The sequence below is a fragment of the Pseudomonas sp. ABa2 genome, from assembly GCF_056676075.1.
In genome coordinates, this window is record NZ_CM155239.1 from 4,229,806 (window position 1) to 4,251,968 (window position 22,163).

General features: G+C 68.0%; 20 protein-coding genes. 15 read left to right on the forward strand and 5 right to left on the reverse strand.

Annotated features, from left to right (window positions below; translation table 11 throughout):
* Window positions 1-41 precede the first annotated feature (41 nt).
* On the forward strand, window positions 42-1,130 hold the full coding sequence (gene trmA / locus AC1G9C_RS20595) for a tRNA (uridine(54)-C5)-methyltransferase TrmA (RefSeq protein ID WP_021443693.1): 1,089 nt from the start codon (window positions 42-44) through the stop codon (window positions 1,128-1,130).
* Between the two features lie 95 nt (window positions 1,131-1,225).
* Here trmA and AC1G9C_RS20600 read toward each other — a convergent pair whose 3' ends face one another.
* Complete coding sequence (locus AC1G9C_RS20600; protein WP_480408647.1) at window positions 1,226-1,618, reverse strand: DUF4345 family protein; 393 nt, start codon at window positions 1,616-1,618, stop codon at window positions 1,226-1,228.
* Between the two features lie 129 nt (window positions 1,619-1,747).
* Between AC1G9C_RS20600 and AC1G9C_RS20605 the strand changes: the two genes are divergently transcribed.
* Window positions 1,748-2,182, forward strand: a complete 435-nt coding sequence (locus AC1G9C_RS20605; protein ID WP_480408648.1) for a DUF411 domain-containing protein — start codon at window positions 1,748-1,750, stop codon at window positions 2,180-2,182.
* A 67-nt stretch (window positions 2,183-2,249) separates the two neighbouring features.
* Window positions 2,250-3,122 (forward strand): KPN_02809 family neutral zinc metallopeptidase, encoded by an 873-nt coding sequence (gene ypfJ / locus AC1G9C_RS20610; RefSeq protein WP_480408649.1) that lies wholly within the window; start codon window positions 2,250-2,252, stop codon window positions 3,120-3,122.
* Window positions 3,123-3,206: 84 nt separating this feature from the next.
* On the opposite strand, the gene AC1G9C_RS20615 is transcribed toward ypfJ, so the two are convergent.
* The 4 genes from AC1G9C_RS20615 to AC1G9C_RS20630 are packed head-to-tail and all read right to left on the reverse strand — an operon-like array spanning window position 3,207 to window position 6,824.
* On the reverse strand, window positions 3,207-3,800 hold the full coding sequence (locus tag AC1G9C_RS20615; RefSeq protein ID WP_480408650.1) for an HAD family hydrolase: 594 nt from the start codon (window positions 3,798-3,800) through the stop codon (window positions 3,207-3,209).
* Window positions 3,797-4,666, reverse strand: a complete 870-nt coding sequence (gene tesB, locus AC1G9C_RS20620) for an acyl-CoA thioesterase II (protein WP_021445253.1) — start codon at window positions 4,664-4,666, stop codon at window positions 3,797-3,799. The genes AC1G9C_RS20615 and tesB overlap by 4 nt, the downstream gene beginning before the upstream one ends.
* Window positions 4,663-6,267, reverse strand: a complete 1,605-nt coding sequence (locus AC1G9C_RS20625) for a SagB/ThcOx family dehydrogenase (protein ID WP_480408651.1) — start codon at window positions 6,265-6,267, stop codon at window positions 4,663-4,665. The genes tesB and AC1G9C_RS20625 overlap by 4 nt, the downstream gene beginning before the upstream one ends.
* Window positions 6,264-6,824: a GNAT family N-acetyltransferase gene (locus AC1G9C_RS20630; protein ID WP_480408652.1), complete on the reverse strand. Its 561-nt coding sequence runs from the start codon at window positions 6,822-6,824 to the stop codon at window positions 6,264-6,266. The genes AC1G9C_RS20625 and AC1G9C_RS20630 overlap by 4 nt, the downstream gene beginning before the upstream one ends.
* Before the next feature lie 69 nt (window positions 6,825-6,893).
* On the opposite strand from AC1G9C_RS20630, the gene AC1G9C_RS20635 reads away from it, so the two are divergent.
* The 12 genes from AC1G9C_RS20635 to AC1G9C_RS20690 all read left to right on the forward strand — a co-directional run bounded on the left by AC1G9C_RS20635 (window position 6,894) and on the right by AC1G9C_RS20690 (window position 22,134).
* The gene (locus tag AC1G9C_RS20635; protein WP_480408653.1) at window positions 6,894-7,814 is read left to right on the forward strand and encodes a histone deacetylase family protein; all 921 of its coding nucleotides are present in this window, start codon (window positions 6,894-6,896) and stop codon (window positions 7,812-7,814) included.
* A gap of 118 nt (window positions 7,815-7,932) precedes the next feature.
* Window positions 7,933-9,705 carry a protein-disulfide reductase DsbD gene (dsbD, locus tag AC1G9C_RS20640; protein WP_480408654.1) on the forward strand — a complete coding sequence of 591 codons (1,773 nt, stop codon included), beginning with the start codon at window positions 7,933-7,935 and terminating at the stop codon, window positions 9,703-9,705.
* Window positions 9,706-9,848: 143 nt separating this feature from the next.
* Window positions 9,849-10,298, forward strand: a complete 450-nt coding sequence (aroQ, locus tag AC1G9C_RS20645; RefSeq protein ID WP_021445594.1) for a type II 3-dehydroquinate dehydratase — start codon at window positions 9,849-9,851, stop codon at window positions 10,296-10,298.
* Window positions 10,299-10,320: 22 nt separating this feature from the next.
* Window positions 10,321-10,779 (forward strand): acetyl-CoA carboxylase biotin carboxyl carrier protein, encoded by a 459-nt coding sequence (accB, locus tag AC1G9C_RS20650; protein WP_122108172.1) that lies wholly within the window; start codon window positions 10,321-10,323, stop codon window positions 10,777-10,779.
* A 17-nt stretch (window positions 10,780-10,796) separates the two neighbouring features.
* A complete protein-coding gene (gene accC / locus AC1G9C_RS20655) occupies window positions 10,797-12,152 on the forward strand; it encodes an acetyl-CoA carboxylase biotin carboxylase subunit (protein WP_021442645.1) in 1,356 nt (451 codons plus the stop codon).
* Between the two features lie 141 nt (window positions 12,153-12,293).
* Complete coding sequence (prmA, locus tag AC1G9C_RS20660) at window positions 12,294-13,172, forward strand: 50S ribosomal protein L11 methyltransferase (protein ID WP_480408655.1); 879 nt, start codon at window positions 12,294-12,296, stop codon at window positions 13,170-13,172.
* Between the two features lie 50 nt (window positions 13,173-13,222).
* On the forward strand, window positions 13,223-14,482 hold the full coding sequence (locus tag AC1G9C_RS20665; protein WP_480408656.1) for a DUF3426 domain-containing protein: 1,260 nt from the start codon (window positions 13,223-13,225) through the stop codon (window positions 14,480-14,482).
* Window positions 14,483-14,713: 231 nt separating this feature from the next.
* Window positions 14,714-15,712 carry a tRNA dihydrouridine synthase DusB gene (gene dusB, locus AC1G9C_RS20670; protein ID WP_480408657.1) on the forward strand — a complete coding sequence of 333 codons (999 nt, stop codon included), beginning with the start codon at window positions 14,714-14,716 and terminating at the stop codon, window positions 15,710-15,712.
* Window positions 15,709-16,029, forward strand: a complete 321-nt coding sequence (gene fis / locus AC1G9C_RS20675) for a DNA-binding transcriptional regulator Fis (RefSeq protein ID WP_031302786.1) — start codon at window positions 15,709-15,711, stop codon at window positions 16,027-16,029. Before dusB ends, fis begins: the two co-directional genes overlap by 4 nt.
* 69 nt (window positions 16,030-16,098) lie before the next feature.
* A complete protein-coding gene (gene purH, locus AC1G9C_RS20680) occupies window positions 16,099-17,706 on the forward strand; it encodes a bifunctional phosphoribosylaminoimidazolecarboxamide formyltransferase/IMP cyclohydrolase (RefSeq protein WP_480408658.1) in 1,608 nt (535 codons plus the stop codon).
* Window positions 17,707-17,925: 219 nt separating this feature from the next.
* On the forward strand, window positions 17,926-19,215 hold the full coding sequence (purD, locus tag AC1G9C_RS20685; protein WP_480408659.1) for a phosphoribosylamine--glycine ligase: 1,290 nt from the start codon (window positions 17,926-17,928) through the stop codon (window positions 19,213-19,215).
* A 132-nt stretch (window positions 19,216-19,347) separates the two neighbouring features.
* A complete protein-coding gene (locus AC1G9C_RS20690) occupies window positions 19,348-22,134 on the forward strand; it encodes a hybrid sensor histidine kinase/response regulator (RefSeq protein WP_480408660.1) in 2,787 nt (928 codons plus the stop codon).
* Window positions 22,135-22,163: the final 29 nt, after the last annotated feature.

The window sequence follows — 22,163 nt, forward strand, 5'->3', positions numbered from 1 at the left end:
CCGGCTGCAACGCCGGTCGCCGGCCGCTTTAGAGTGTTGCCATGAGCGCCCCCGTATTCGACCCCGCCACCTACGCCGCCCAGCTCGCCGAGAAAGAGCAGCGCCTGATCGAACTGCTGGCCCCCTTCGCCGCCCCCGCGCCCGAAGTGTTCGACTCGCCGCGCGAGCACTACCGCCTGCGCGCCGAGTTTCGCCTGTGGCGCGAGGACGGTCAGCGTCACTATGCGATGTTCGCGCCGGGCGACAAGCACACGCCGATCCTGCTCGACGACTTCCCCATCGCCAGCCTGCGCATCAACGAGCTGATGCCGCGCCTGCGCGCCGCCTGGCAGGCCAGCGAGGCGCTGTCGTTCAAACTGTTCCAGGTGGAATTTCTCACCACCCTGGCCGGCGATGCGCTGATCACCCTGGCCTACCACCGCCCACTGGACGCCGCCTGGCAGGCCGAGGCCGAACGCCTGGCCGCGCAGCTGAACGTCAGCCTGGTCGGCCGCTCGCGCGGCCAGCGCCTGGTGGTCGGCCGCGACTACGTCGAGGAAGAACTGAGGGTGGCCGGACGCACCTTCCGCTACCGCCAACCGGAAGGCGCCTTCACCCAGCCCAACGGCGCGGTGTGCGAGAAGATGCTGAACTGGGCCCATGACGCCCTCGGCCAGCGCGACGACGACCTGCTGGAGCTGTACTGCGGCAACGGCAACTTCACCCTGCCGCTGGCCACTCGCGTGCGCCGCGTGCTGGCCACCGAGATCAGCAAGACCTCGGTGAACGCCGCGCTGGCCAACCTGGCGGATAACGGCGTGGACAACGTCGAGCTGGTGCGCCTGTCCGCCGAGGAACTGACCCAGGCGCTGAACGAGGTGCGGCCGTTCCGCCGCCTGGCCGGCATCGACCTGAAAAGCTACGACTTCGGCAGCGTCTTCGTCGACCCGCCGCGCGCGGGGATGGACCCGGATACCTGCGAGCTGACCCGGCGCTTTCAGCGCATTCTGTACATCTCCTGCAACCCCGAGACCCTGGCGGCCAATATCGCCCAGCTCAACGATAGCCATCGGGTGACGCGCAGCGCGCTGTTCGACCAGTTCCCCTACACCCACCATATGGAAGCCGGGGTGCTGCTGGAGCGGCGCTAAGCCATGCTATGAGCCGTCTCGGAGTAGGGTGGAAAACCGCGCAGCGTTTTCCACCACAAGCGACAGGTGGACAAGCTTCGCGTTGTCCACCCTACCTAACTAGGTGTGCCGCGTAGCCCGCGCAACGCCCACCAGGCCAGCCCGGCCGAAACCACCTCCAGCAGCAATGCGGCCAGGTTGAAGGTCTGCTGCGCGCCGCCGTCCAGCCACAGCCCGGCGATACGCGCCAGGGCCAGCACGCTGTAGAGCAGCACCAGCAGCGTCAAGGCCGGGCGCAGCAGCTCCAGACGCAGCAGCGCCAGCACCAGGTAGGCGGCCAGGCCCAACTGCAGGCCGCCGTAGTAGGCGCGCACCTCGGTCACCGCGGCGTTACCCATCAGCAGCGCGCCGCTGAGGCTGGCCATTTCATGGGGTTTGACGAAATACACCAGGCCAAGCCCGGTCAGGGCGGCGATCTGGATCAGTACGACGATCCGGACGAACAGCATCGAACAGCCTCCTTGTCGACATCGGCTGCAGGCAGCATAGGTGCAGCCGGTCGCGACGCATAGTCGCAACGCCTTGGGCTGTGCTCGCCACGGCGCTATGCTGGGCATCCGCTTCCCTGGAGTTTCGCCATGCGCCGCTCGCTACTCGCCCTCGCCCTCTTTGCCGGCCTGGCCCAGGCCGCCGAGCCACTGGCCATCGACGTGCACCGCGACGCCAACTGCGGCTGCTGCAAGGCCTGGATCAGCCACCTGCAGGACAACGGCTTCACCGTCAACGACCACGTCGAAACCGACATGGCCGCGGTCAAGCAACGCCTCGGCGTGCCGCCACGCCTGGCCTCGTGCCACACCGGGGTGATCGACGGCAAGTTCGTCGAAGGCCACGTGCCGGCCGCCGATATCCTCAAGCTGCGCCAGCGCCCGGACCTGCTCGGCGCCGCCGTGCCCGGCATGCCGGTCGGCTCGCCCGGCATGGAGTACGGCGACCGCGTCGACGCCTACCAGGTGATCGGCCTGGACCGCGAGCGCCGCGACCAGGTACTGGCCGACTACCCCGGCAACTGACGGCCGGCCTGGCGCGCAGCAGCGACGCCGACGACACTGAACAGCCTGAGCCACAGGGAGAGCGAAGATGCGCTGGCGCAAGGCAAGACGCAGTGACAACGTGGTGGACGCGCGCGGCCGCTCCGGCGGCATGCGCATGGGCGGCAAGGGGCTGAGCCTGGGCGGGGTGGCGGTGATCGTCATCGTCGGCCTGCTGATGGGCCAGGATCCGCTGCAGATCCTCGGCCAGATCGCCGGCCAGGCCACCCAGACCAGCCAGGTCGGCCTGCCCCAGGGCGCGCCGCCGGCGGCCAACGACGAGCACAGCGAGTTCGTCCGCGCCATTCTCGGCGACACCGAGGACACCTGGCGCGAGCTGTTCCAGAGCGCCGGCCAGCAGTATCGCGATCCCAAGCTGGTGCTGTTCTCCGGCGGCGTCAACTCTGCCTGCGGCTTCGCCAACTCGGCGGTCGGCCCCTTCTACTGCCCGGGCGACCAGCGGGTCTATCTCGACCTGACGTTCTTCCGCGAGCTGGAACAGCGCTTCGCCGCCGCCGGCGACTTCGCCCAGGCCTACGTCATCGCCCACGAAGTCGGCCACCACGTGCAGACCCTGCTCGGCGTCTCGGCCAGGGTCAACGCGGCGCGCCAGCGCGGCGAACGGGTCGAGGGCGACAACGGCCTGCTGGTGCGCCAGGAGCTGCAGGCCGACTGCCTGGCCGGGGTCTGGGCACACCACGCTCAGCGCCGCCATACCTGGCTGGAGGAGGGCGATCTGGAAGAAGCGCTGAACGCCGCCAGCGCCATCGGCGACGACCGCCTGCAGAAACAGGCGCGCGGCCAGGTGGTACCGGACGCCTTCACCCACGGCACCTCGGCGCAGCGGGTGCGCTGGTTCCGCATGGGCTTCGACAGCGGCCAGCCGGGGCGCTGCGATACCTTCAAGGTGGCGCGGTTGTAGAGATCTCGTGGGAGGCGACCGGCGTCACCGGATCGCGGCTAAAGCCCCTCCCACAGAACATGCCGCTCCCGACCGTGCAACCAATCAGCCAAGGTACGCCAGCAGCTCGGCGCAATCACGCGCATGCAGCCCGGTCAGCTCGGGCCAGGGGTTGTCCGGCAGGTTGACCAGCACAGCGCGCGCACCGGCGGCCTGGGCGCATTCCAGGTCGAAGCGGTAGTCGCCGACCATCACCAGCTCGCTCGGCGCCACGCTCCAGCGTTCGGCCAGGTGCAGCAGGCCGCCGGGATGGGGCTTGGGCGGCGCCTCGTCGCGGCCGAGGATATCGGCGTCGGCGAAACAGTCGGCCAGGCCGATGGCGGCCAGCGTCAGCAGCGCCAGGGGATGAGCGTTGCGGGTCAGGATACCGAGCCGGCAGTCGCGCTCGCGCAGGGCGCGCACCAGCTGCAGCGCGCCCGGCGCCGGCTGCGCAGCCAGGGCCAGTTCACGTTCGTGCTGCAGCAGCCAGGCGTGCTTGGCCGCCGCCACCTCGGCCGGCAGGGCGGCGAGGTGATGGAGGATGTCGTGCTCCTGGGGTATCTCCAGCGCGCGCTTGATTGCCGGAAAATCGTGCACCGCCAGGGTCAGGGTGCCGTCCATGTCGAACACCCAGTGGCGCGCCGTCGCCAGTTGCCTCATTTCCAGTCTTCCCGCACGCGGGTCAGGCCTTCCTGGGCCGCCGAGGCCACCAGTTCGCCCTGGCGGTTGTAGATGCTGGCGCGGGAGAAGCCACGGGCGTTGCCGGCCCAGGGGCTGTCCATGGCGTACAGCAGCCAGTCGTCCAGGCGCAGATTGCGGTGGAACCACAGCGAATGGTCGAGGCTGGCGACCTGCATGAACTTCTGGAACACCGACACGCCATGCGGCTGCATCGAGGTGGTGAGCAGGTTGAAGTCGCTGGCGTAGGCCAGCAGGTACTTGTGCAGCTGCGGGTCGTCCGGCAGCTCGCCGGCGGCGCGGAACCACACGTACTTGACCGGCTCGCAGGGTTCGGGGGCGAAGGGATTGATCAGCGTCACCGGGCGGATCTCGATCGGCTTGTCGCTGATCGCGCGCTCGCGCAGGCGCTCGGGGATCATCGGTGCGACCATCCGCGCCAGTTCGGTTTCAGATTTCAGCCCCTCGGGGCCAGGCACCTCGGGCATCGGGCTCTGGTGGTGGAAGCCCTCCTCGTCGGACTGGAACGAGGCGCTGCAGAAGAAGATCGGCTGGCCCTTCTGCACCGCCACCACGCGGCGGGTGCTGAAGCTGCCGCCGTCGCGGGTACGCTCGACCTGGTAGACCACCGGCAGGCTGGCGTCACCCGGGCGCAGGAAGTAGCCGTGCATCGAATGCACATGGCGTTCGGCGGCCACCGTCTGGCTGGCCGCGGAGATGCACTGGCCGAGCACCTGGCCGCCGAACAGCTGGCGGAAACCCAGGTCCTGGCTGCGCCCGCGGAACAGGTTTTCCTCGATCTGCTCCAGGCTGAGCAGCGCCACCAGATCGTCGAGCACCTGGGTCATGGGGTCTCTCCTTGCACAGGGGGAATACGGGGTTGCGGGTAGGCCGGCAGGGAGGTCAGGCGTTCGTCCCATACGGCGCGGCCAAGGGTGAAATGGTAAAGGCTTTGCCAGCCGCTGTCGGCAGCGCCGAGCAATTCGTGCAGCGCATCGTCGAAATAGCAGCCGATGCCGGTGGCCGACAGCCCGGCCGCCTCGGCTTCCAGATAGAGCAGCTGGCCGATCTGCCCGCACTCCCAGTAGAGCCTGGGATAGCGCCAGGCGCCATCTGTCAGGGCATCCTCCAGCCGCGCCAGCATGGCCAAGGCCAGGCAGCCGTCGGCGGCGATGTCCTGGCCGCAACTCAGGAACCCCGCCAGGCCGCGGGCATCGCCTTCGAGCAGGCGGTACAGCGGCAGCTCGTCGTCCACCCGTTGCCACAGATAGTCCTCGCGCAGCGCCTGCACGCCGCGGCCGCTGCGATCCAGCCAGTACAGCCCCGGTGTCAGCCCCTGCACGCGATGGACGAACAGCAGCAGGTCGATGGCCGGCGGCTCGCCAGTCACCGCGAAGGGCACCGGCGACTGCGCCGGCAGCAGGCGCCGCAGCCAGGCCAGCAGCAGCTCGGCCTGGATGCCGCTGCGCCCGTCCATGGCCTGCGCGCTGCGCCGCCGGTGCAGGAGCGGCCGTAGCGGCAGACCGGGATTGTCCGCGCGCACGACGGCCGGCTCGGCAGTCCAGGCCACCGGCGGCAGCGCCGGCGCCCGGCATAGTTCATGTACCCGTTGCAGTTCGGGCCAGTGGCGATAGTCGCGTGACAGGCGATTGGGCGTGCCCTGCAGTTGCAGCTGCGCCAGGTCATCGAGCAGGGTCTCGGGAAGGCGGAACTCAGACTCCTGCGCCGGGCCTATCCATAGCAGGCAGTCGCCGCATTCCGCCTCGTGAAAGCCGCTGCGATCCAGCCCCAGTAGGGCATCCAGCCGCTCTTCCGCCACACCGCGCAGCAGCCGTACCTGCCAGCCCAGCGCACTGGCGGCGATGGCAATGGCCGCCAGCGCGTGGCCGAGGTCGTGCTGGCAGTAGCGGTAGGCGCGCTCGCCATACTTCCAGGCCTCGCGCCAGGGGATGCTGGCCAGGCCGAGCAACAAGCCACCGGCCGGCAACGCTGCGGCCAGCCGCTTGCCCAGCGCCTCCGACAGCTCGGCGCGCACTTCCAGGCCGTGCCTATCCGGCGCGTAATGCGCCAGCAAGCCGTGCTTATCGAGCGCGCCGGGCGGCAGCAGCAGATAGGCCTCGGTCGGGTGCAGGTTGCCGGACGAGGGGTTGACCCGCAGCGCCCAGCGGCTGCCGCCAGCCTCCTTCCAGGCGGAAATGGCCAGGCTGTCGTAGAGCAGTTGCGCGACGCTGGCGCGATCCAGCGGAGCGGGCGACGTTTGCGGCCCGGCGAATGCCGCGTCGTAAGCCGGGCCCTCTTCCAGCGGGCGGTGGTACAGCTCGATCATCCGGGCGCCCTCGTAGCGGCGAAACGGCGCCGGCTGGGTGGCCCAGTCCAGCTGCCCCGGCCCCGGCGCGAAACGCTCGGGGGCATGCTTGCTGAGTCGGTGATAGGCGAGCACGTCCATCATCGCTGCGCCTCCCACTGCGCGCGGCGGATGCGATAGAGCACATGCGGCTGCAGCGGATGGCCGTCCGGTACGCGCGGATGGCGGAAATCGCCGCTCTCGTCACGTTGCATGCCGATGGCGCGCATCACCGCCTGCGACGGCAGATTGGCCGGCACGGTAAAGCTCACCACCTGCTCCAGGCCGAGCCGCTCGAAGGCCACCGCCAGCGCCGCGCGCGCCGCCTCGCGGGCATAGCCCTGACGCCAGTGAGCCCGTGCCAGACGCCAGCCGATCTCCACCGCCGGCACGAAAGGCGCATCGAAGCCGACCTGCGCCAGGCCGGTGACACCGATCAGTTCGCCCGTGTCGCGCCGCTCCAGCGCCCAGAAGCCATAGCCATGCGCGTCGAAATGCTCGCGGATGCGCTCCAGCAGCTGCGCGCTCTGCGCGGCGTCCAGCGGTGCGGGAAAGTGGCGCATCACCTCGGCATCGGCATTCAGCGCGGCGAAAACCGGCAGGTCGGCGTCGCGCCAGGCGCGCAGCAGCAGGCGCGGGCTGTGGGTCTCGATAGGCGGCATGGCGGCTCGCTTGAGTAGGGAAGAAAGCTGCGGCCATACTCGGCCGCTCGATTCGCTGATGCCTATTCTATGCCGCTACCGCTGGTCTACCACGAGGACTACAGCCCGCCCCTCCCCGCCGGGCACCGTTTCCCCATGGAAAAATTCCGCCTACTGCGCGATCACCTGATCGCCAGCGGCCTGACCACCGACGCCCAGCTGCAGCGCCCCGCGCTCTGCCCGGCGGACATCCTCGCCCTGGTCCACTGCCCGGACTATATCGCCCGCTACATGGCCGGCGAGCTGGCGCACGAGGAGCAGCGCCGCCTCGGCCTGCCCTGGAGCGAGGCGCTGGCGCAGCGCACGGTGCGCGCGGTGGGCGGCTCGCTGCTGACCGCCGAGCTGGCGCTGCAGCACGGCCTGGCCTGCCACCTGGCCGGCGGCACCCACCACGCCCACTACGACTTCCCCTCCGGCTTCTGCATCTTCAACGACCTGGCGGTGATCGCCCGCTACCTGCTGGAAGCCGGGCGGGTGCAGCGGGTGCTGATCTTCGACTGCGACGTGCACCAGGGCGACGGCACCGCGCGGCTGCTGGCCGAGGTGCCGGACGCCGTCACAGTGTCGCTGCACTGCGCGCAGAACTTCCCCGCGCGTAAGGCCGAGAGCGACTGGGACATCCCCCTGCCGCGCGGCATGGGCGACGCCGACTACCTCAGGGTGGTGGACGACAGCCTCAACTACCTGCTGCCGCTGTACCAGCCGGACCTGGTGCTCTACGACGCCGGCGTCGACGTGCACCGCGACGACGCCCTCGGCCATCTGCAGCTCACCGACGCCGGCATCGCCGCGCGCGACGAGGCGGTGCTGCAGCACTGCCTGGGCCGCGACATCCCGGTGCTCGGCGTGATCGGCGGCGGCTACGCCAAGGACCGCGCCGTCCTGGCCCGCCGCCACGGCATCCTGCATCACAGCGCGCACAAGGTTTGGAACGCGCTGGGACTGGGCTAGCCGCCGACGTGCCACTGGTCCCCCGGCAACATCCGCTGACACCCTGCGCCACCACGTCGCCTGGGGCCTGGGCGCCAACTTGGGTATGATGCCGGCGAGTCCGTCGTGCGAGTCCACCATGCGCCGTCTGTTGCCCCTGCTTCTGTTGCTGCTCGTCTTCCCGGCCGCCGCCGGCCTGTTCGATCAACGCCCCGCCGCCACGCCCATCGGCGCCACACTGAACAACAGCGGCGATTTTCTGCCGGTGCGCGAAGCGTTCAAGCTGAGCCTGGTGAGCAGCGACGCCGAGGCGCTGACCCTGCGCTTCGTCGCCGCCGAGGGCTATTACCTCTACCGCCATCGCTTCAACTTCGCCGTCGAGCCAGGCGATCTCGCGCTCGGCCAGGCCGAACTGCCGCCGGGTCAGGCCAAGCACGACGAGTACTTCGGCGACGTCGAGGTCTACTACGGCGTGCTGGATATCCGCCTGCCGCTGGCCAACCCGGAGCAGCGCCCGCTGCGCCTGCAGGTGGGCTACCAGGGCTGCGCCGACAAGGGCCTGTGCTATCCGCCGGAAACCGAATTCATCGAGATCGGCGAGCTGCCCGCCGTTGCCGCACCCGACAGCCCTGCCAGCGCGCCGGCCGCGGGCTGGAACTGGCAGGAGCTGGCGCTGTTCTTCCTCGGCGGCCTGGCCCTGACCTTCACCCCCTGCGTGCTGCCGATGCTGCCGATCCTCTCCGGCGTGGTGCTGCGCGGCCAGCTCGGCGGCCTGCGCAGCCTGACCCTGTCGCTGGCCTACGTGGTGCCGATGGCCGCCTGCTTCGCCCTGCTCGGCACCCTGATGGGCCTGTTTGGCGCCGGTCTCAACCTGCAGGCGCGGTTGCAATCGGCCTGGGTGTTGGTGCCCTTCGCCGCCTTCTTCGCGCTGTTCGCCCTGGCCATGTTCGGCCTGTTCGAACTGCGTCTGCCGCGCGTGATCAGCGAACCGCTGGACCGCCTGGCGGGCAAGACCCACGGCGGCTCGCACCTCAATGCCGCCCTGCTCGGCGTGCTCTCCAGCCTGCTGGTCAGCCCCTGCGTGTCGGCGCCGCTGGCCGGCGCCCTGCTCTATATCAGTGCCAGCGGCGACGCCCTCGGCGGCGGTCTCAAGCTGCTCGCCTTAGGCCTGGGCATGGGCACGCCGCTGGTGCTGTTCGCCGTCGGCGGCGGCGCCCTGCTGCCGAAGAGCGGCACCTGGATGGTCACCGTGCGCAACGCCTTCGGCGTGCTGCTGCTGGCGGTCTCGGTGTGGCTACTCGAGCGGGTGCTGCCGGGCAGCCTCAGCCTGGCCCTGTGGGGCCTGCTGGCCGGCGGCGTGGCGGTGTTTCTCGGTGCCCTGGAGTTCGGCCCCAAGACCCACCGGCAGAAACTCGGCCAGATCGCCGGCCTGGCCCTGCTGGTCTACGCCCTGGCCAGCTGGGTCGGCGCCCTGCAGGGGGCGAGCGATCCGCTCAAGCCGCTCGGCCAGCTGCAGGCCGGCACCGGCGCGGCGAGCGCGAAGGGCGGCGCCTGGCTGACCCTGAGCAGCCCGGCCGAACTGGACGCCGCGCTGGCCGAGGCCAAGGCTGCCGGACAGCCGCTGCTGCTGGACTGGTACGCCGACTGGTGCATCAGCTGCAAGGTGATCGAACGCGAGGTGTTCGGCTCGGTCGAAGTGGGCAGCAAGCTCGGCGACTGGCGTCTGATCCGCTTCGACATCACCGAGAGCAACGCCGCGCAGCGCGCCCTGCTCGACCGTTACCAGCTGTTCGGCCCGCCGGCGATTCAATTGTTCGCCGGCAACGGTGACGAATGGCTCGATCTGCGTGTCGTAGGTGAGGTCGATGCCGCCAGCTTCGCCGCCCGCCTGGATCAGGCCAGCGCGCGCTAGGCGCCCAGCTCAGCCTGGCAACGACCGAAACCACCGCTATAGTCATATTTTTGCCGCAAACGCCGGGCATCGTGTCGGCTATTGCTGACATCGGGCCAGCTGCGGCATAGTCCTGCGCAGCTCGAACAACAAGGAACGCGACCATGGCCACCCTACTGGTGCTGCACGGCCCCAACCTCAACCTGCTGGGCACCCGCGAGCCCGACAAATACGGCGCCACCACCCTGGCCGAGATCAACCAGGACCTGGAACGCCGCGCCCGCGACGCCGGCCATCACCTGCTGTACCTGCAGAGCAACGCCGAGTACGAGCTGATCGAGCGGATTCACGCAGCGAAAGGCGAAGGTGTCGACTTTATCCTGATCAATCCCGCCGCTTTTACCCATACCAGCGTCGCATTACGTGACGCGTTGCTGGCGGTGAGCATCCCATTCATCGAAGTGCACCTGTCCAACGTGCACAAACGTGAACCATTCCGCCATCACTCCTACTTCTCCGACGTTGCGGTGGGGGTGATCTGCGGCCTTGGCGCCAGCGGTTATCGGCTGGCCCTGGAGGCCGCGCTAGAACAACTTGAAACTAAACGACCCTGACCTCACCGGGAGTTGAATCGCTATGGATATCCGTAAAGTCAAGAAACTGATCGAGCTGCTGGAAGAATCCGGTATCGACGAGCTGGAGATCAAAGAGGGCGAAGAGTCCGTACGCATCAGCCGCCACAGCAAGCAGCCGGCCTACGCGCCGCAACCGGTCTACGCCCAAGCCCCGGCGCCGGCCGCCGCCCCGGCAGCCGCCGCTCCCGCCGCCGAGGCTGCCCCGGCCGCCGCGCCGAAGCTGAACGGCAGCGTGGCCCGCTCGCCGATGGTCGGCACCTTCTACCGCGCCGCCTCGCCGACCTCGGCCAACTTCGTCGAAGTCGGTCAGAGCGTGAAGAAAGGCGACATCCTGTGCATCGTCGAAGCCATGAAGATGATGAACCACATCGAGGCCGAAGCCAGCGGCGTGATCGAGTCCATCCTGGTGGAAAACGGCCAGCCGGTTGAGTACGACCAGCCCCTGTTCACCATCGTTTGATGCGCGGGGAGCCTGCAATGCAGAAGCTGGAAAAAGTCCTGATCGCCAACCGTGGCGAAATCGCCCTGCGCATCCTGCGCGCCTGCAAGGAGCTGGGCATCAAGACGGTGGCCGTGCACTCCACCGCCGACCGTGAATTGATGCACCTGGGCCTGGCCGACGAGTCCGTCTGCATTGGTCCGGCGCCCGGCGCACGGTCCTACCTGAACATCCCGGCGATCATCAGCGCCGCCGAAGTCACCGGCGCCACCGCGATCCACCCGGGCTACGGCTTCCTCGCCGAGAACGCCGACTTCGCCGAACAGGTGGAGAACTCCGGTTTCGCCTTCATCGGCCCGAAAGCCGACACCATCCGCCTGATGGGCGACAAGGTGTCGGCCAAGAACGCCATGATCAAGTCCGGCGTGCCGGTGGTGCCTGGCTCCGACGGCCCGCTGCCGGAAGACGAGGAAGAAGCCCTGCGCATCGCCCGCGAAGTGGGCTACCCGGTGATCATCAAGGCCGCCGGCGGCGGCGGTGGTCGCGGCATGCGCGTGGTGCACAAGGAAGAAGACCTGATCAAGTCGGCCAAGCTGACCCGCACCGAAGCCGGCGCGGCGTTCGGCAACCCGATGGTCTACCTGGAAAAATTCCTCGGCAACCCGCGCCACGTCGAGGTGCAGGTACTGTCGGACGGCCAGGGCAACGCCATCCACCTGTACGACCGCGACTGCTCGCTGCAGCGCCGCCACCAGAAGGTGATCGAGGAGGCCCCGGCCCCCTACATCGACGAGAAGGCCCGTGCCGAGGTGCTCAAGCGCTGCGTCGACGCCTGCATCGAGATCGGCTACCGCGGCGCCGGCACCTTCGAGTTCCTCTACGAAGACGGCCGCTTCTACTTCATCGAGATGAACACCCGCGTGCAGGTCGAGCACCCGGTCACCGAGATGATCACCGGCTTCGACATCGTCAAGGAGATGCTCAGCATCGCCGCCGGCAACAAGCTGTCGATCAAGCAGGAAGACGTGAAGATCCTCGGCCACTCGGTCGAGTGCCGGATCAACGCCGAGGACCCGGACAACTTCATGCCCAGCCCCGGCAAGGTCAAGCACTTCCATGCCCCGGGCGGCAACGGCGTGCGCGTCGACTCGCACCTGTACAGCGGCTACAGCGTGCCGCCGCACTACGACTCGCTGATCGGCAAGCTGATCACCTTCGGCAAGGACCGCGACGAGGCCATGGCGCGCATGCGCAACGCCCTCGACGAGATCGTGGTCGACGGCATCAAGACCAACGTGCCGCTGCACCGCGACCTGACCCGCGACAAGGGTTTCGTCAAGGGCGGCGTGAACATCCACTACCTGGAAAAGAAACTGGGTATGGACAAGCACTGAGACTTAGGTCTGCTGCACCGACAAGGGCTGCCATCTGGCGGCCCTTGTCGTTTCCGGCCGGCGGCCGAACTGGCAGCCCGCCCATCCGTTCAAGTAAGCTGCGCGGCCAAACGCCCCGCCGCATCGTTCATGAGGTTGCCCATGCCCTGGTTACAAGTCCGTCTCGCCATCACCCCGGAGCAGGCGGAGACCTACGAGGACGCCCTGCTCGAGGTCGGCGCCGTGTCGGTGACCTTTATGGACGCCGAAGACCAGCCGATCTTCGAGCCGGACCTGGGCACCACCCCGCTGTGGTCGCACACCCACCTGCTGGCCCTGTTCGAGGCCGATACCGACGAGACCGCGCTGCTCGCCCACCTGCAGCTGCTGTGCGGCGGCGCCCTGCCGGAACACCATGTCGAACGCATCGAGGACCAGGACTGGGAGCGCAGCTGGATGGACGGTTTCCAGCCGATGCGCTTCGGCCAACGCCTGTGGATAGTGCCGAGCTGGCATGCCGCACCGGAGCCGGAGGCGGTCAACCTGCTGCTCGATCCGGGCCTGGCCTTCGGCACCGGCACCCACCCGACCACCGCGCTGTGCCTGGAATGGCTGGACGGCCAGGATCTGGCCGGCTGCAACGTGCTGGATTTCGGCTGCGGCTCCGGCATCCTGGCCATCGCCGCGCTGCTGCTCGGCGCGCCGCAGGCGGTCGGTACCGATATCGACCCGCAGGCGCTGGAGGCCTCGCGCGACAACGCCTCGCGCAACGGCATCGATCCGGCACGCTTCCCGGTCTACCTGCCCGCCGACCTGCCGCAGCAGCCGGCCGAGGTGGTGGTGGCCAATATCCTCGCCGGCCCGCTGGTCTCGCTGGCGCCGCAGATCGGCGCGCTGGTCAAGCCGGGCGGGCGCCTGGCGCTGTCGGGCATCCTCGCCGAGCAGGCCGAGGAAGTGCGCGCCGCCTACGCCGGCGCCTTCGACCTCGACCCGACAGCCGTCAAGGACGGCTGGGTGCGCATCAGCGGCATCAAGCGCTGAACCCCTGACCATTGCGTTAGACTAACCGCCTCGAGTTATCGGACCCGCGCATGAGCGAAAGCCACGTCACCCAGTGCCCCCATTGCCGCACCAGCTTCCGCGTCAGCCAGGCGCAGCTGGCTGCCGCCCATGGCGCGGTGCGCTGCGGGGCCTGCCTGCACGTGTTCAACGCCGCGCAGCAGTTGTTCGGCACGCCCAGCGCTGCGCCCACGACCGCCCCGCCGGCAGCAGCCGGCAAACCACAGCCAGCGGCCGCCGGCAAACCGGCCAAGGCCGCCGACGACACCCTGTGGATTCACGACGACCTCGACCTGGATGGCCTCGATCTGGACGAGGAACTGGCCAAGCTGGAGGAACAGGAACAGCAACTGTCGCAGCAGTTCCTCGCCCTGGAGCGCGCCCCGCGCTACAGCGAACGCTTCGACAGCGATGCAGCGCCGAGCCGCGACGCGCCGCACGACGAGGCCTGGGCCGAGGCCCTGCTGCGTGACGAGCCGGTAAAACGCGAGCGCGACAGCTTCGCACTGCAACCTACCGAAGAGCAGCCAGAGCCCGCCGCCGCTGAGCCCAAAGCAGCCAGCGAATTCGCCGCCCCCGTCACGCCCCGCGAGCAGCAGCCCAGCGCCGACGAGCTCGACGAACCGAGCGAGCCGCGCCTGGGTAGCCTCGACGACGAACCGGACGAGCAAGAGCGACAGGATGAAGACCTGCGCAGCGAACGCGAAGAACCCAAGGCGGCGCGCAGCGAGCCGGGCCTGCGCGAGGAACGCCTGTTCGAACTGGACGACGAGCCGCTGCAACTGGACTGGCGCCAGCCGCAGTCGCGCCCCTGGGGCCGCTGGTTCGCCTGGAGCCTGCTCAACCTGCTGGCGGCCGGCGGCCTGCTGGCGCAGTACGCCGCCTACAACTTCGACGAGCTGGCGCGCCAGGATCGCTACCGCCCCTGGTTCGAGCAACTCTGCCCGAGCATCGGCTGCAGCCTGCCGTCGAAGGTCGACATCAGCCAGATCCGCAGCAGCAACCTGGTGGTGCGCAGCCACCCGGAGTTCTCCGGCGCGCTGATCGTCGACGCCATCCTCTACAACCGCGCGCCCTTCGCCCAACCCTTCCCGCTGCTGGAAATGCGCTTCGCCGACCTCGGTGGCCAGCTGGTCGCCAGCCGCCGTTTCAAGCCCAGCGAATACCTCGCCGGCGAGCTCGCCGGGCAGAGCGAAATGCCGCCACAGACGCCGATCCACATCTCCCTGGACATCCTCGACCCGGGCACCCGCGCGGTGAACTACAGCCTCAGCTTCCACTCCCCGGAATAGCCTGCAGGCGGCGCGACAACTGGCCGCAGGCCGCCTATCGAACTCTTGGCGATAAGCCCATAGCTGTTCAGAATTTGTTCAAAACAGCCTTTATCCGGTCATCCAGAGCGGGTATCATGCCCACCCTTTTGCGAGCACAGGCCCACCATTGTTTCCCCCTGCGGAAACCGTGGAGGACAGCTGTTGATCGCCCCATTGTCTCAACTGCGAACCAACAAGCAGGGACGCCCCATGTCGGCCCCACGTATCGGCCCCTACACATTGCCCAATCGGTTGATCCTGGCCCCCATGGCCGGCGTCACCGATCGCCCGTTCCGCCAGCTGTGCCGCCGCCTCGGCGCCGGCCTGGTGGTGTCGGAGATGGTCACCAGCGATGTGCGCCTGTGGAACAGCCGCAAGTCCAGCCTGCGCCTGCTGCATGCCGGCGACCCCGAGCCGCGTTCGGTGCAGATCGCCGGCGGCGATCCGCAGATGCTCGCCGAAGCCGCGCGCAAGAACGTCGAGCTGGGCGCGCAGATCATCGACATCAACATGGGCTGCCCGGCCAAGAAGGTCTGCAACAAGGCCGCCGGCTCCGCCCTGCTGCGCGACGAGCCGCTGGTGCGCGAGATTCTCGCCGCGGTGGTCGGCGCGGTGGACGTACCGGTGACCCTGAAGATCCGCACCGGCTGGGATCGCGCAAACAAGAACGGCGTCACCGTGGCGAAGATCGCCGAAGATGCCGGCATCGCCGCGCTGGCCGTGCACGGCCGCACGCGCGCCGACCTCTACACCGGCGAAGCCGAGTACGACACTATCGCCGCGATCAAGCAGGCGGTGTCGATTCCGGTGTTCGCCAACGGCGACATCGACTCGCCGCAAAAAGCCCGCGCCGTACTCGACGCCACCGGCGCCGACGCCCTGCTGATCGGTCGTGCCGCGCAGGGCCGGCCGTGGATCTTCCGTGAGATCGAGCATTATCTGCGCACCGGCGAAAGCCTGCCGGCGCCCGGCCTGCTCGAGGTGGAACGCATTCTGCTAGAACACCTGGCCGCCCTGCACGCCTTCTACGGCGACGAGATGGGCACGCGCATCGCCCGCAAGCATGTCGGTTGGTATCTCGCAACCCTGCCGGGCGCCAGGGAGTTTCGCGCCCAGTTCAACCGTCTGGACAGTACGGACGCACAGTGCGCCCACGTTCGCGCGTTTTTCCGCGAACGGCACAACGATGGAAACGAGGTGGCCGCATGACGTTGATGACAGAGACCTTAGTGAGTGGAACCGCACCCGTGAGTGACAACACCAGCCTTAAACAGCACCTGAGCACGCCGAGCGACGAGGGCCAGACCCTGCGTGGCGCCGTGGAAAAGGCGCTGCACAACTATTTCGCCCATCTCGAGGGCGCGGACGTCACCGATGTGTACAACCTGGTGCTCACCGAAGTGGAAGCGCCGCTGCTGGAAACCGTCATGAATTACGTGAAAGGTAACCAGACCAAGGCCTCCGAGCTGCTCGGCCTGAACCGCGGCACGCTGCGCAAGAAGCTCAAGCAGTACGATCTGCTGTAAGCGAATCCCCGGAAAAGGGCGGCCGAGTGCCGCCTTTTTCACTGTTTTCCTGTTCCGATGGACTTTGCCATGACCGACCAGACCACCCGCCTCCCCGTTCGCCGCGCCCTGATCAGCGTCTCCGACAAGACCGGCATCCTCGAGTTCGCCCGCGAACTGGCCACCCTCGGTGTCGAGATCCTCTCCACCGGCGGCACCTACAAGCTGCTCAAGGACAACGGCGTAGCCGCAGTGGAAGTGGCCGACTACACCGGCTTCCCGGAGATGATGGACGGCCGGGTGAAGACCCTGCACCCGAAGATCCACGGCGGCATCCTCGGCCGTCGCGCGCTGGACGGCGCGGTGATGGACGAGCACGGCATCAAGCCGATCGACCTGGTGGCGGTCAACCTCTACCCCTTCGAAGCCACCGTGGCCAAGCCCGATTGCGACCTGGCCGATGCCATCGAGAACATCGATATCGGCGGCCCGACCATGGTCCGTAGCGCGGCGAAGAACCACAAGGACGTCGCCATCGTGGTCAACGCCGGCGACTACGCCGGCATCGTCGAGTCCCTCAAGGCCGGCGGCCTGACCTACGCCCAGCGTTTCGACCTGGCGCTCAAGGCCTTCGAGCACACTGCCGCCTACGACGGCATGATCGCCAACTACCTGGGCACCATCGACCAGGCGCGCGACACCCTGTCCACCGAAGGCCGTGGCGCCTTCCCGCGCACCTTCAACAGCCAGTTCATCAAGGCGCAGGAAATGCGCTACGGCGAGAACCCGCACCAGAGCGCAGCGTTCTACGTCGAGGCGAAGAAGGGCGAGGCCAGCGTTTCCACCGCTGTCCAGCTGCAGGGCAAGGAACTGTCGTTCAACAACGTGGCCGACACCGACGCCGCGCTGGAATGCGTGAAGAGCTTCGTCAAGCCGGCCTGCGTCATCGTCAAGCACGCCAACCCCTGCGGCGTGGCCGTGGTCCCGGAAAACGAAGGCGGTATCCGCAAGGCCTACGACCTGGCCTATGCCACCGATACGGAATCCGCCTTCGGCGGCATCATCGCCTTCAACCGCGAGCTCGATGGCGAGACCGCCAAGGCCATCGTCGAGCGTCAGTTCGTCGAAGTGATCATCGCCCCGAGCATCAGCGCCGCCGCCCGTGAAGTGGTGGCCGCCAAGGCCAACGTGCGCCTGCTCGAATGCGGCCAGTGGCCGACCGAGCGCGCCGCGGGCTGGGACTTCAAGCGCGTCAACGGCGGCCTGCTGGTGCAGAGCCGCGATATCGGCATGATCGCCGCCAGCGATCTCAAGGTGGTTACTCAGCGCGCGCCGAGCGAGCAGGAGATCCACGACCTGGTGTTCGCCTGGAAAGTGGCCAAGTTCGTCAAGTCCAACGCCATCGTCTACGCCAAGAACCGCCAGACCGTCGGCGTCGGCGCCGGCCAGATGAGCCGCGTCAACTCCGCGCGCATCGCCGCGATCAAGGCCGAGCACGCCGGCCTGCAGGTGCAGGGCGCGGTGATGGCCTCGGACGCCTTCTTCCCCTTCCGCGACGGCATCGACAATGCGGCCAAGGCCGGCATCACCGCGGTGATCCAGCCCGGTGGTTCGATGCGCGACAACGAAGTGATCGCCGCCGCCGACGAAGCCGGCATTGCCATGGTGTTTACCGGCATGCGCCACTTCCGGCACTGAGTGACAGGGACGCACTGAAGCAGGCATCTGCTGCGTTGTCCGGCCCCTCCCCAATGCTCATTGCCAGAAGGCAACTCCGCTTGGTGAGGGCCCGGACGCCTTGCATCTACCCGCTCCATCGCGCCCCCGAAGGTCTGCAGGAATAAGCTTTTGTAGGGTGGATGACGCTTTTCTCATCCACCATCGGGGCCCCTGGCCCACCTCCTCAAGGAGAACGCAATGAATGTACTGATCATCGGCAGCGGCGGTCGTGAACACGCCCTGGCCTGGAAAGTGGCGCAGGACAAGCGCGTCGAGAAAGTCTTCGTCGCCCCGGGCAACGCTGGCACTGCGGTGGAAGCCAAGTGTGAGAACGTCGCCATCGACGTGCTGGCCATCGAAGAGCTGGCCGATTTCGCCGAGCAGAACGTGCAACTGACCATAGTCGGGCCCGAGGCACCGCTGGTGAAGGGCGTGGTCGACCTGTTCCGCAGCCGCAAGCTGGACATCTTCGGCCCCACCGCCGCCGCCGCCCAGCTGGAAGGCTCCAAGGCCTTCACCAAGGATTTCCTGGCCCGCCACCAAATCCCCACCGCCGACTACCAGAACTTCACCGAGATCGAGCCGGCGCTGGCCTACCTGCGCGAGAAGGGCGCGCCCATCGTGATCAAGGCCGACGGCCTGGCCGCCGGCAAGGGCGTGATAGTCGCCATGACCTTGCAGGAAGCCGAAGACGCCGTGCGCGACATGCTCGCCGGCAACGCCTTCGGTGAGGCCGGCTCGCGCGTGGTGATCGAAGAGTTCCTCGACGGCGAAGAGGCTTCCTTTATCGTCATGGTCGACGGCGAGCATGTGCTGCCGATGGCCACCAGCCAGGACCACAAGCGCGTCGGCGACGCCGATACCGGCCCGAACACCGGCGGCATGGGCGCCTACTCGCCGGCGCCGGTGGTGACGCCTGAGGTGCACCAGCGGGTGATGGACGAGGTGATCTACCCCACCGTGCGCGGCATGGCCAGCGAAGGCAACGTCTACACCGGCTTCCTCTATGCCGGGCTGATGATCGACAAGGCTGGCAAGCCCAAGGTCATCGAGTTCAACTGCCGCTTCGGCGACCCGGAAACCCAGCCGATCATGTGCCGCCTGGAAAGCTCCCTGGTGCTGCTGGTCGAGGCGGCGCTGGCCAAGGCGCTGGACAAGGTCGAAGCGACCTGGGACCCGCGTCCGACCGTGGGTGTGGTGCTGGCCGCCGGTGGCTACCCGGGCGACTACGCCAAGGGCGATGTCATCGAAGGTCTGGATGAAGCCGCCAAGCTCGACGGCAAGGTGTTCCACGCCGGTACCAAGCTTTCGGACGGCCGGATCGTCACCGCCGGCGGCCGCGTGCTGTGCGCCACCGCCATTGGTCGCACGGTGGCCGAGGCCCAGCAGCAGGCCTACCGCCTGGCCGAGAAGATCCGCTGGAACGGCATGTTCCACCGCAACGACATCGGCTACCGCGCCATCGCCCGCGAGCGTGGCGAAGGCTGATCGCCGCCAGGGCATATGACGCAGGCCGGTGGCCGCCAGGGATGGCAGGCCGCAAAAATGCCCGCCTACGCCATATTCTCCCGAACAAATGCTTGGCTATAATCCGGCCACTCATTTAGAAGGGATTTGCCCGTGCGCCGGCTCAGGATTGCCATCGGACTATTCGCCAGTTTGCTGCTGCTCGGTGTCAACCTGACAGCCTGCGCCGGCACCGCTCCGACAAGCCCGCAGGGCTGGTCCTACCTGATCGACGCCAGCGCCCGCCTGGGCCTGGAAGAGGTGCGCGCCCAGCGCCAGCAGTTCAAGCCGCTCACTAAACAATCCTTCACCTTCCCGCCCAGCCAGCACGCCGTCTGGTTGCGCGTCGAGCTCGCCGCGCAGCAGCAGCCGACCTGGCTCTGGGTGTTCTCGCCACGGGTGCAGTACCTCGACTACTACCTGCTGCGCGACGGCCAGCTGGAGCAGAACCTGCACACCGGCGAGGCCATGCCGCTGGAGTCGCGCCCGCTGCCCTCGCGTTTCTACCTGATGCCGCTGCCCAACGACGGCCAGGCGCGCGTCGCCTATGTGCGGCTGACCTCCAACCATCCGCTGATGACCTGGTTCAAGGTGATGGATCAGGCCGAGCTGGTCAGCCTGGAAAAGCCCGCCTACCTGTTTGGCGCCCTGTTCGGTGCGCTGCTGCTGCTGACCCTGTACAACCTGATCCGTTTCTTCTACAGCCGCAGCGCCAGCAGCCTGTGGCTGGCCGGGGTGAATATCGGCCTGGCGGTGTGTTCCTCGGCCAACCTCGGCATCTTCGCCCAGTGGCTGCCGGGCCTGAGCCACAACCAGTCGCTGATCGCCGACCTCTCGGCGCTGTTCGCCGCCTTCAGCGGCCTGGCCTTCGCCCTCAGTTTCGTCCGCGGCACGCCGGTGCAGGCCAGCCCGCTCAACCGCCTGCTGCAGGGCAACGCCCTGCTGCTGCTGGCCTATGCCGTCACCGTCGCCCTCACCGGGCTGCTCTGGTACAGCTCGCTGGTCTACCTGCTGGTGGCGCTGAGCACCCTCAATCTGCTGCTGGTCAGCACCCTGCACTGGCGCGCCGGTTACCAGCCGGCGCGGCTGATCGCCGTGGGCATGCTGGTGTTCAACCTGGGCTTCGGCTTCTTCATTCCGGTGTTGCTCGGTTACGACCAGCTCAACCCCGGCTGGCTGGTGCTCGGCGTGTTCAGCGTCGCCACCCTGGCCGGGCTGATCCTCAGCGTGTCGCTGACCGAGCGCCAGCGGCAGATCCAGCGCGACACCCTGGACGAGCGCACCGCGCTGGCCGCCAGCAGCGCCGAACTGCGCGCCAAGGCCGAGTTCCTGGCCAAGATCAGCCACGAGATCCGCACGCCGATGAACGGCGTGCTGGGCATGACCGAGCTGCTGCTGGGCACGCCGCTGTCGGCCAAGCAGCGCGACTACGTGCAGACCATCCACAGCTCGGGCAACGAGCTGCTCACCCTGATCAACGAGATTCTCGACATTTCCAAGCTGGAATCCGGACAGATCGAGCTGGACGACGTGCAGTTCGACCTCGGCGCGCTGATCGAGGACTGCCTCGACATCTTCCGCGCCAAGGCCGAGCAGCAGCGGGTGGAGCTGATCAGTTTCATCCAGCCGCAGGTGCCGCGGGTGATCAGCGGCGACCCGACGCGCCTGCGCCAGGCCCTGCTCAGCCTGCTCGACAACGCCTTCAAGCAGACCGACGAAGGCGAGATCCTGCTGGTCGCCGCGCTGGACAGCAGCGACGGCCAGCATCGCCTGCGCATCGCCGTGCAGGACAGCGGCCGCCCGCTGCTGGCCGAGGAGCGCGACGCCCTGCTCAACGCCGAGCTGCACAGCAAGGACTTCCTCGCCGCCACCCGCCTCGGCGGGCGCCTGGGCCTGATCATCGCCCGTCAGCTGGTGCGCCTGATGGGCGGCGAGTTCGGCATCCAGGGCAGCGGCAACCAGGGCTCGACGCTGTGGCTGACCCTGCCGCTGGACGCCGCCCGCCTGCAGCAGCCCGAAGCCGACCTGGACAGCCCGCTGCAGGGCGCGCGCCTGCTGGTGGTGGACGACAACGACACCTGCCGCAAGGTGCTGGTGCAGCAGTGCAACGCCTGGGGCCTGCAGGTCAGCGCCGTGCCGTCGGGCAAGGAGGCCCTGGCCCTGCTGCGCACCAAGGCGCATATGCGCGAATACTTCGACGCGGTGCTGCTCGATCAGGACATGCCCGGCATGACCGGCATGCAGCTGGCGGCCAAGATCAAGGAAGACCCCAGCCTCAACCACGACATCCTGATCATCATGCTCACCGGCATCAGCAACGCGCCGAGCAAGGTGATCGCGCGCAACGCCGGGATCAAGCGCATCCTGGCCAAGCCGGTGGCCGGCTATACGCTCAAGACCACCCTGGCCGACGAGCTGGCCCAGCGCCCCAACGACAGCCAGGTGCAGGCCGCGCCGACGCCGGTCAGCACGCCGCTCGAGGTGCCCGGCGACTTCCGCATCCTGGTGGCCGAGGACAACAGCATCTCCACCAAGGTGATCCGCGGCATGCTCGGCAAGCTCAACCTGCAGCCGGACACCGCCAGCAACGGTGAGGAAGCCCTCAGCGCGATGAAGGCGCAGCACTACGACCTGGTGCTGATGGACTGCGAGATGCCGGTGCTCGACGGGTTTTCCGCCACCGAACAGCTGCGCGCCTGGGAGGCCGCCGAACATCGCCCGCGCACCCCGGTGGTGGCGCTCACCGCGCATATCTTGAGCGAACACAAGGAACGCGCCCGCGCCGTGGGCATGGACGGCCACATGTCCAAGCCGGTGGAGCTGTCGCAACTGCGCGAGCTGATCGAACACTGGATCGCCGAACGCGAACTGCGCCGCCAGCGTGACGCACTGCCAAACTGATCGTCTCCTTCCCCCAGTTTTCTGCGAGC

Bases quoted from the DNA above. Each gene is read 5' to 3' on its own strand.
- trmA (WP_021443693.1), top strand. From the start codon at position 42: ATGAGCGCCCCCGTATTCGACCCCGCCACCTACGCCGCCCAGCTCGCC.
- AC1G9C_RS20600 (WP_480408647.1), bottom strand. From the start codon at position 1,618: ATGCTGTTCGTCCGGATCGTCGTACTGATCCAGATCGCCGCCCTGACC.
- AC1G9C_RS20605 (WP_480408648.1), top strand. From the start codon at position 1,748: ATGCGCCGCTCGCTACTCGCCCTCGCCCTCTTTGCCGGCCTGGCCCAG.
- ypfJ (WP_480408649.1), top strand. From the start codon at position 2,250: ATGCGCTGGCGCAAGGCAAGACGCAGTGACAACGTGGTGGACGCGCGC.
- AC1G9C_RS20615 (WP_480408650.1), bottom strand. From the start codon at position 3,800: ATGAGGCAACTGGCGACGGCGCGCCACTGGGTGTTCGACATGGACGGC.
- tesB (WP_021445253.1), bottom strand. From the start codon at position 4,666: ATGACCCAGGTGCTCGACGATCTGGTGGCGCTGCTCAGCCTGGAGCAG.
- AC1G9C_RS20625 (WP_480408651.1), bottom strand. From the start codon at position 6,267: ATGATGGACGTGCTCGCCTATCACCGACTCAGCAAGCATGCCCCCGAG.
- AC1G9C_RS20630 (WP_480408652.1), bottom strand. From the start codon at position 6,824: ATGCCGCCTATCGAGACCCACAGCCCGCGCCTGCTGCTGCGCGCCTGG.
- AC1G9C_RS20635 (WP_480408653.1), top strand. From the start codon at position 6,894: ATGCCGCTACCGCTGGTCTACCACGAGGACTACAGCCCGCCCCTCCCC.
- dsbD (WP_480408654.1), top strand. From the start codon at position 7,933: ATGCGCCGTCTGTTGCCCCTGCTTCTGTTGCTGCTCGTCTTCCCGGCC.
- aroQ (WP_021445594.1), top strand. From the start codon at position 9,849: ATGGCCACCCTACTGGTGCTGCACGGCCCCAACCTCAACCTGCTGGGC.
- accB (WP_122108172.1), top strand. From the start codon at position 10,321: ATGGATATCCGTAAAGTCAAGAAACTGATCGAGCTGCTGGAAGAATCC.
- accC (WP_021442645.1), top strand. From the start codon at position 10,797: ATGCAGAAGCTGGAAAAAGTCCTGATCGCCAACCGTGGCGAAATCGCC.
- prmA (WP_480408655.1), top strand. From the start codon at position 12,294: ATGCCCTGGTTACAAGTCCGTCTCGCCATCACCCCGGAGCAGGCGGAG.
- AC1G9C_RS20665 (WP_480408656.1), top strand. From the start codon at position 13,223: ATGAGCGAAAGCCACGTCACCCAGTGCCCCCATTGCCGCACCAGCTTC.
- dusB (WP_480408657.1), top strand. From the start codon at position 14,714: ATGTCGGCCCCACGTATCGGCCCCTACACATTGCCCAATCGGTTGATC.
- fis (WP_031302786.1), top strand. From the start codon at position 15,709: ATGACGTTGATGACAGAGACCTTAGTGAGTGGAACCGCACCCGTGAGT.
- purH (WP_480408658.1), top strand. From the start codon at position 16,099: ATGACCGACCAGACCACCCGCCTCCCCGTTCGCCGCGCCCTGATCAGC.
- purD (WP_480408659.1), top strand. From the start codon at position 17,926: ATGAATGTACTGATCATCGGCAGCGGCGGTCGTGAACACGCCCTGGCC.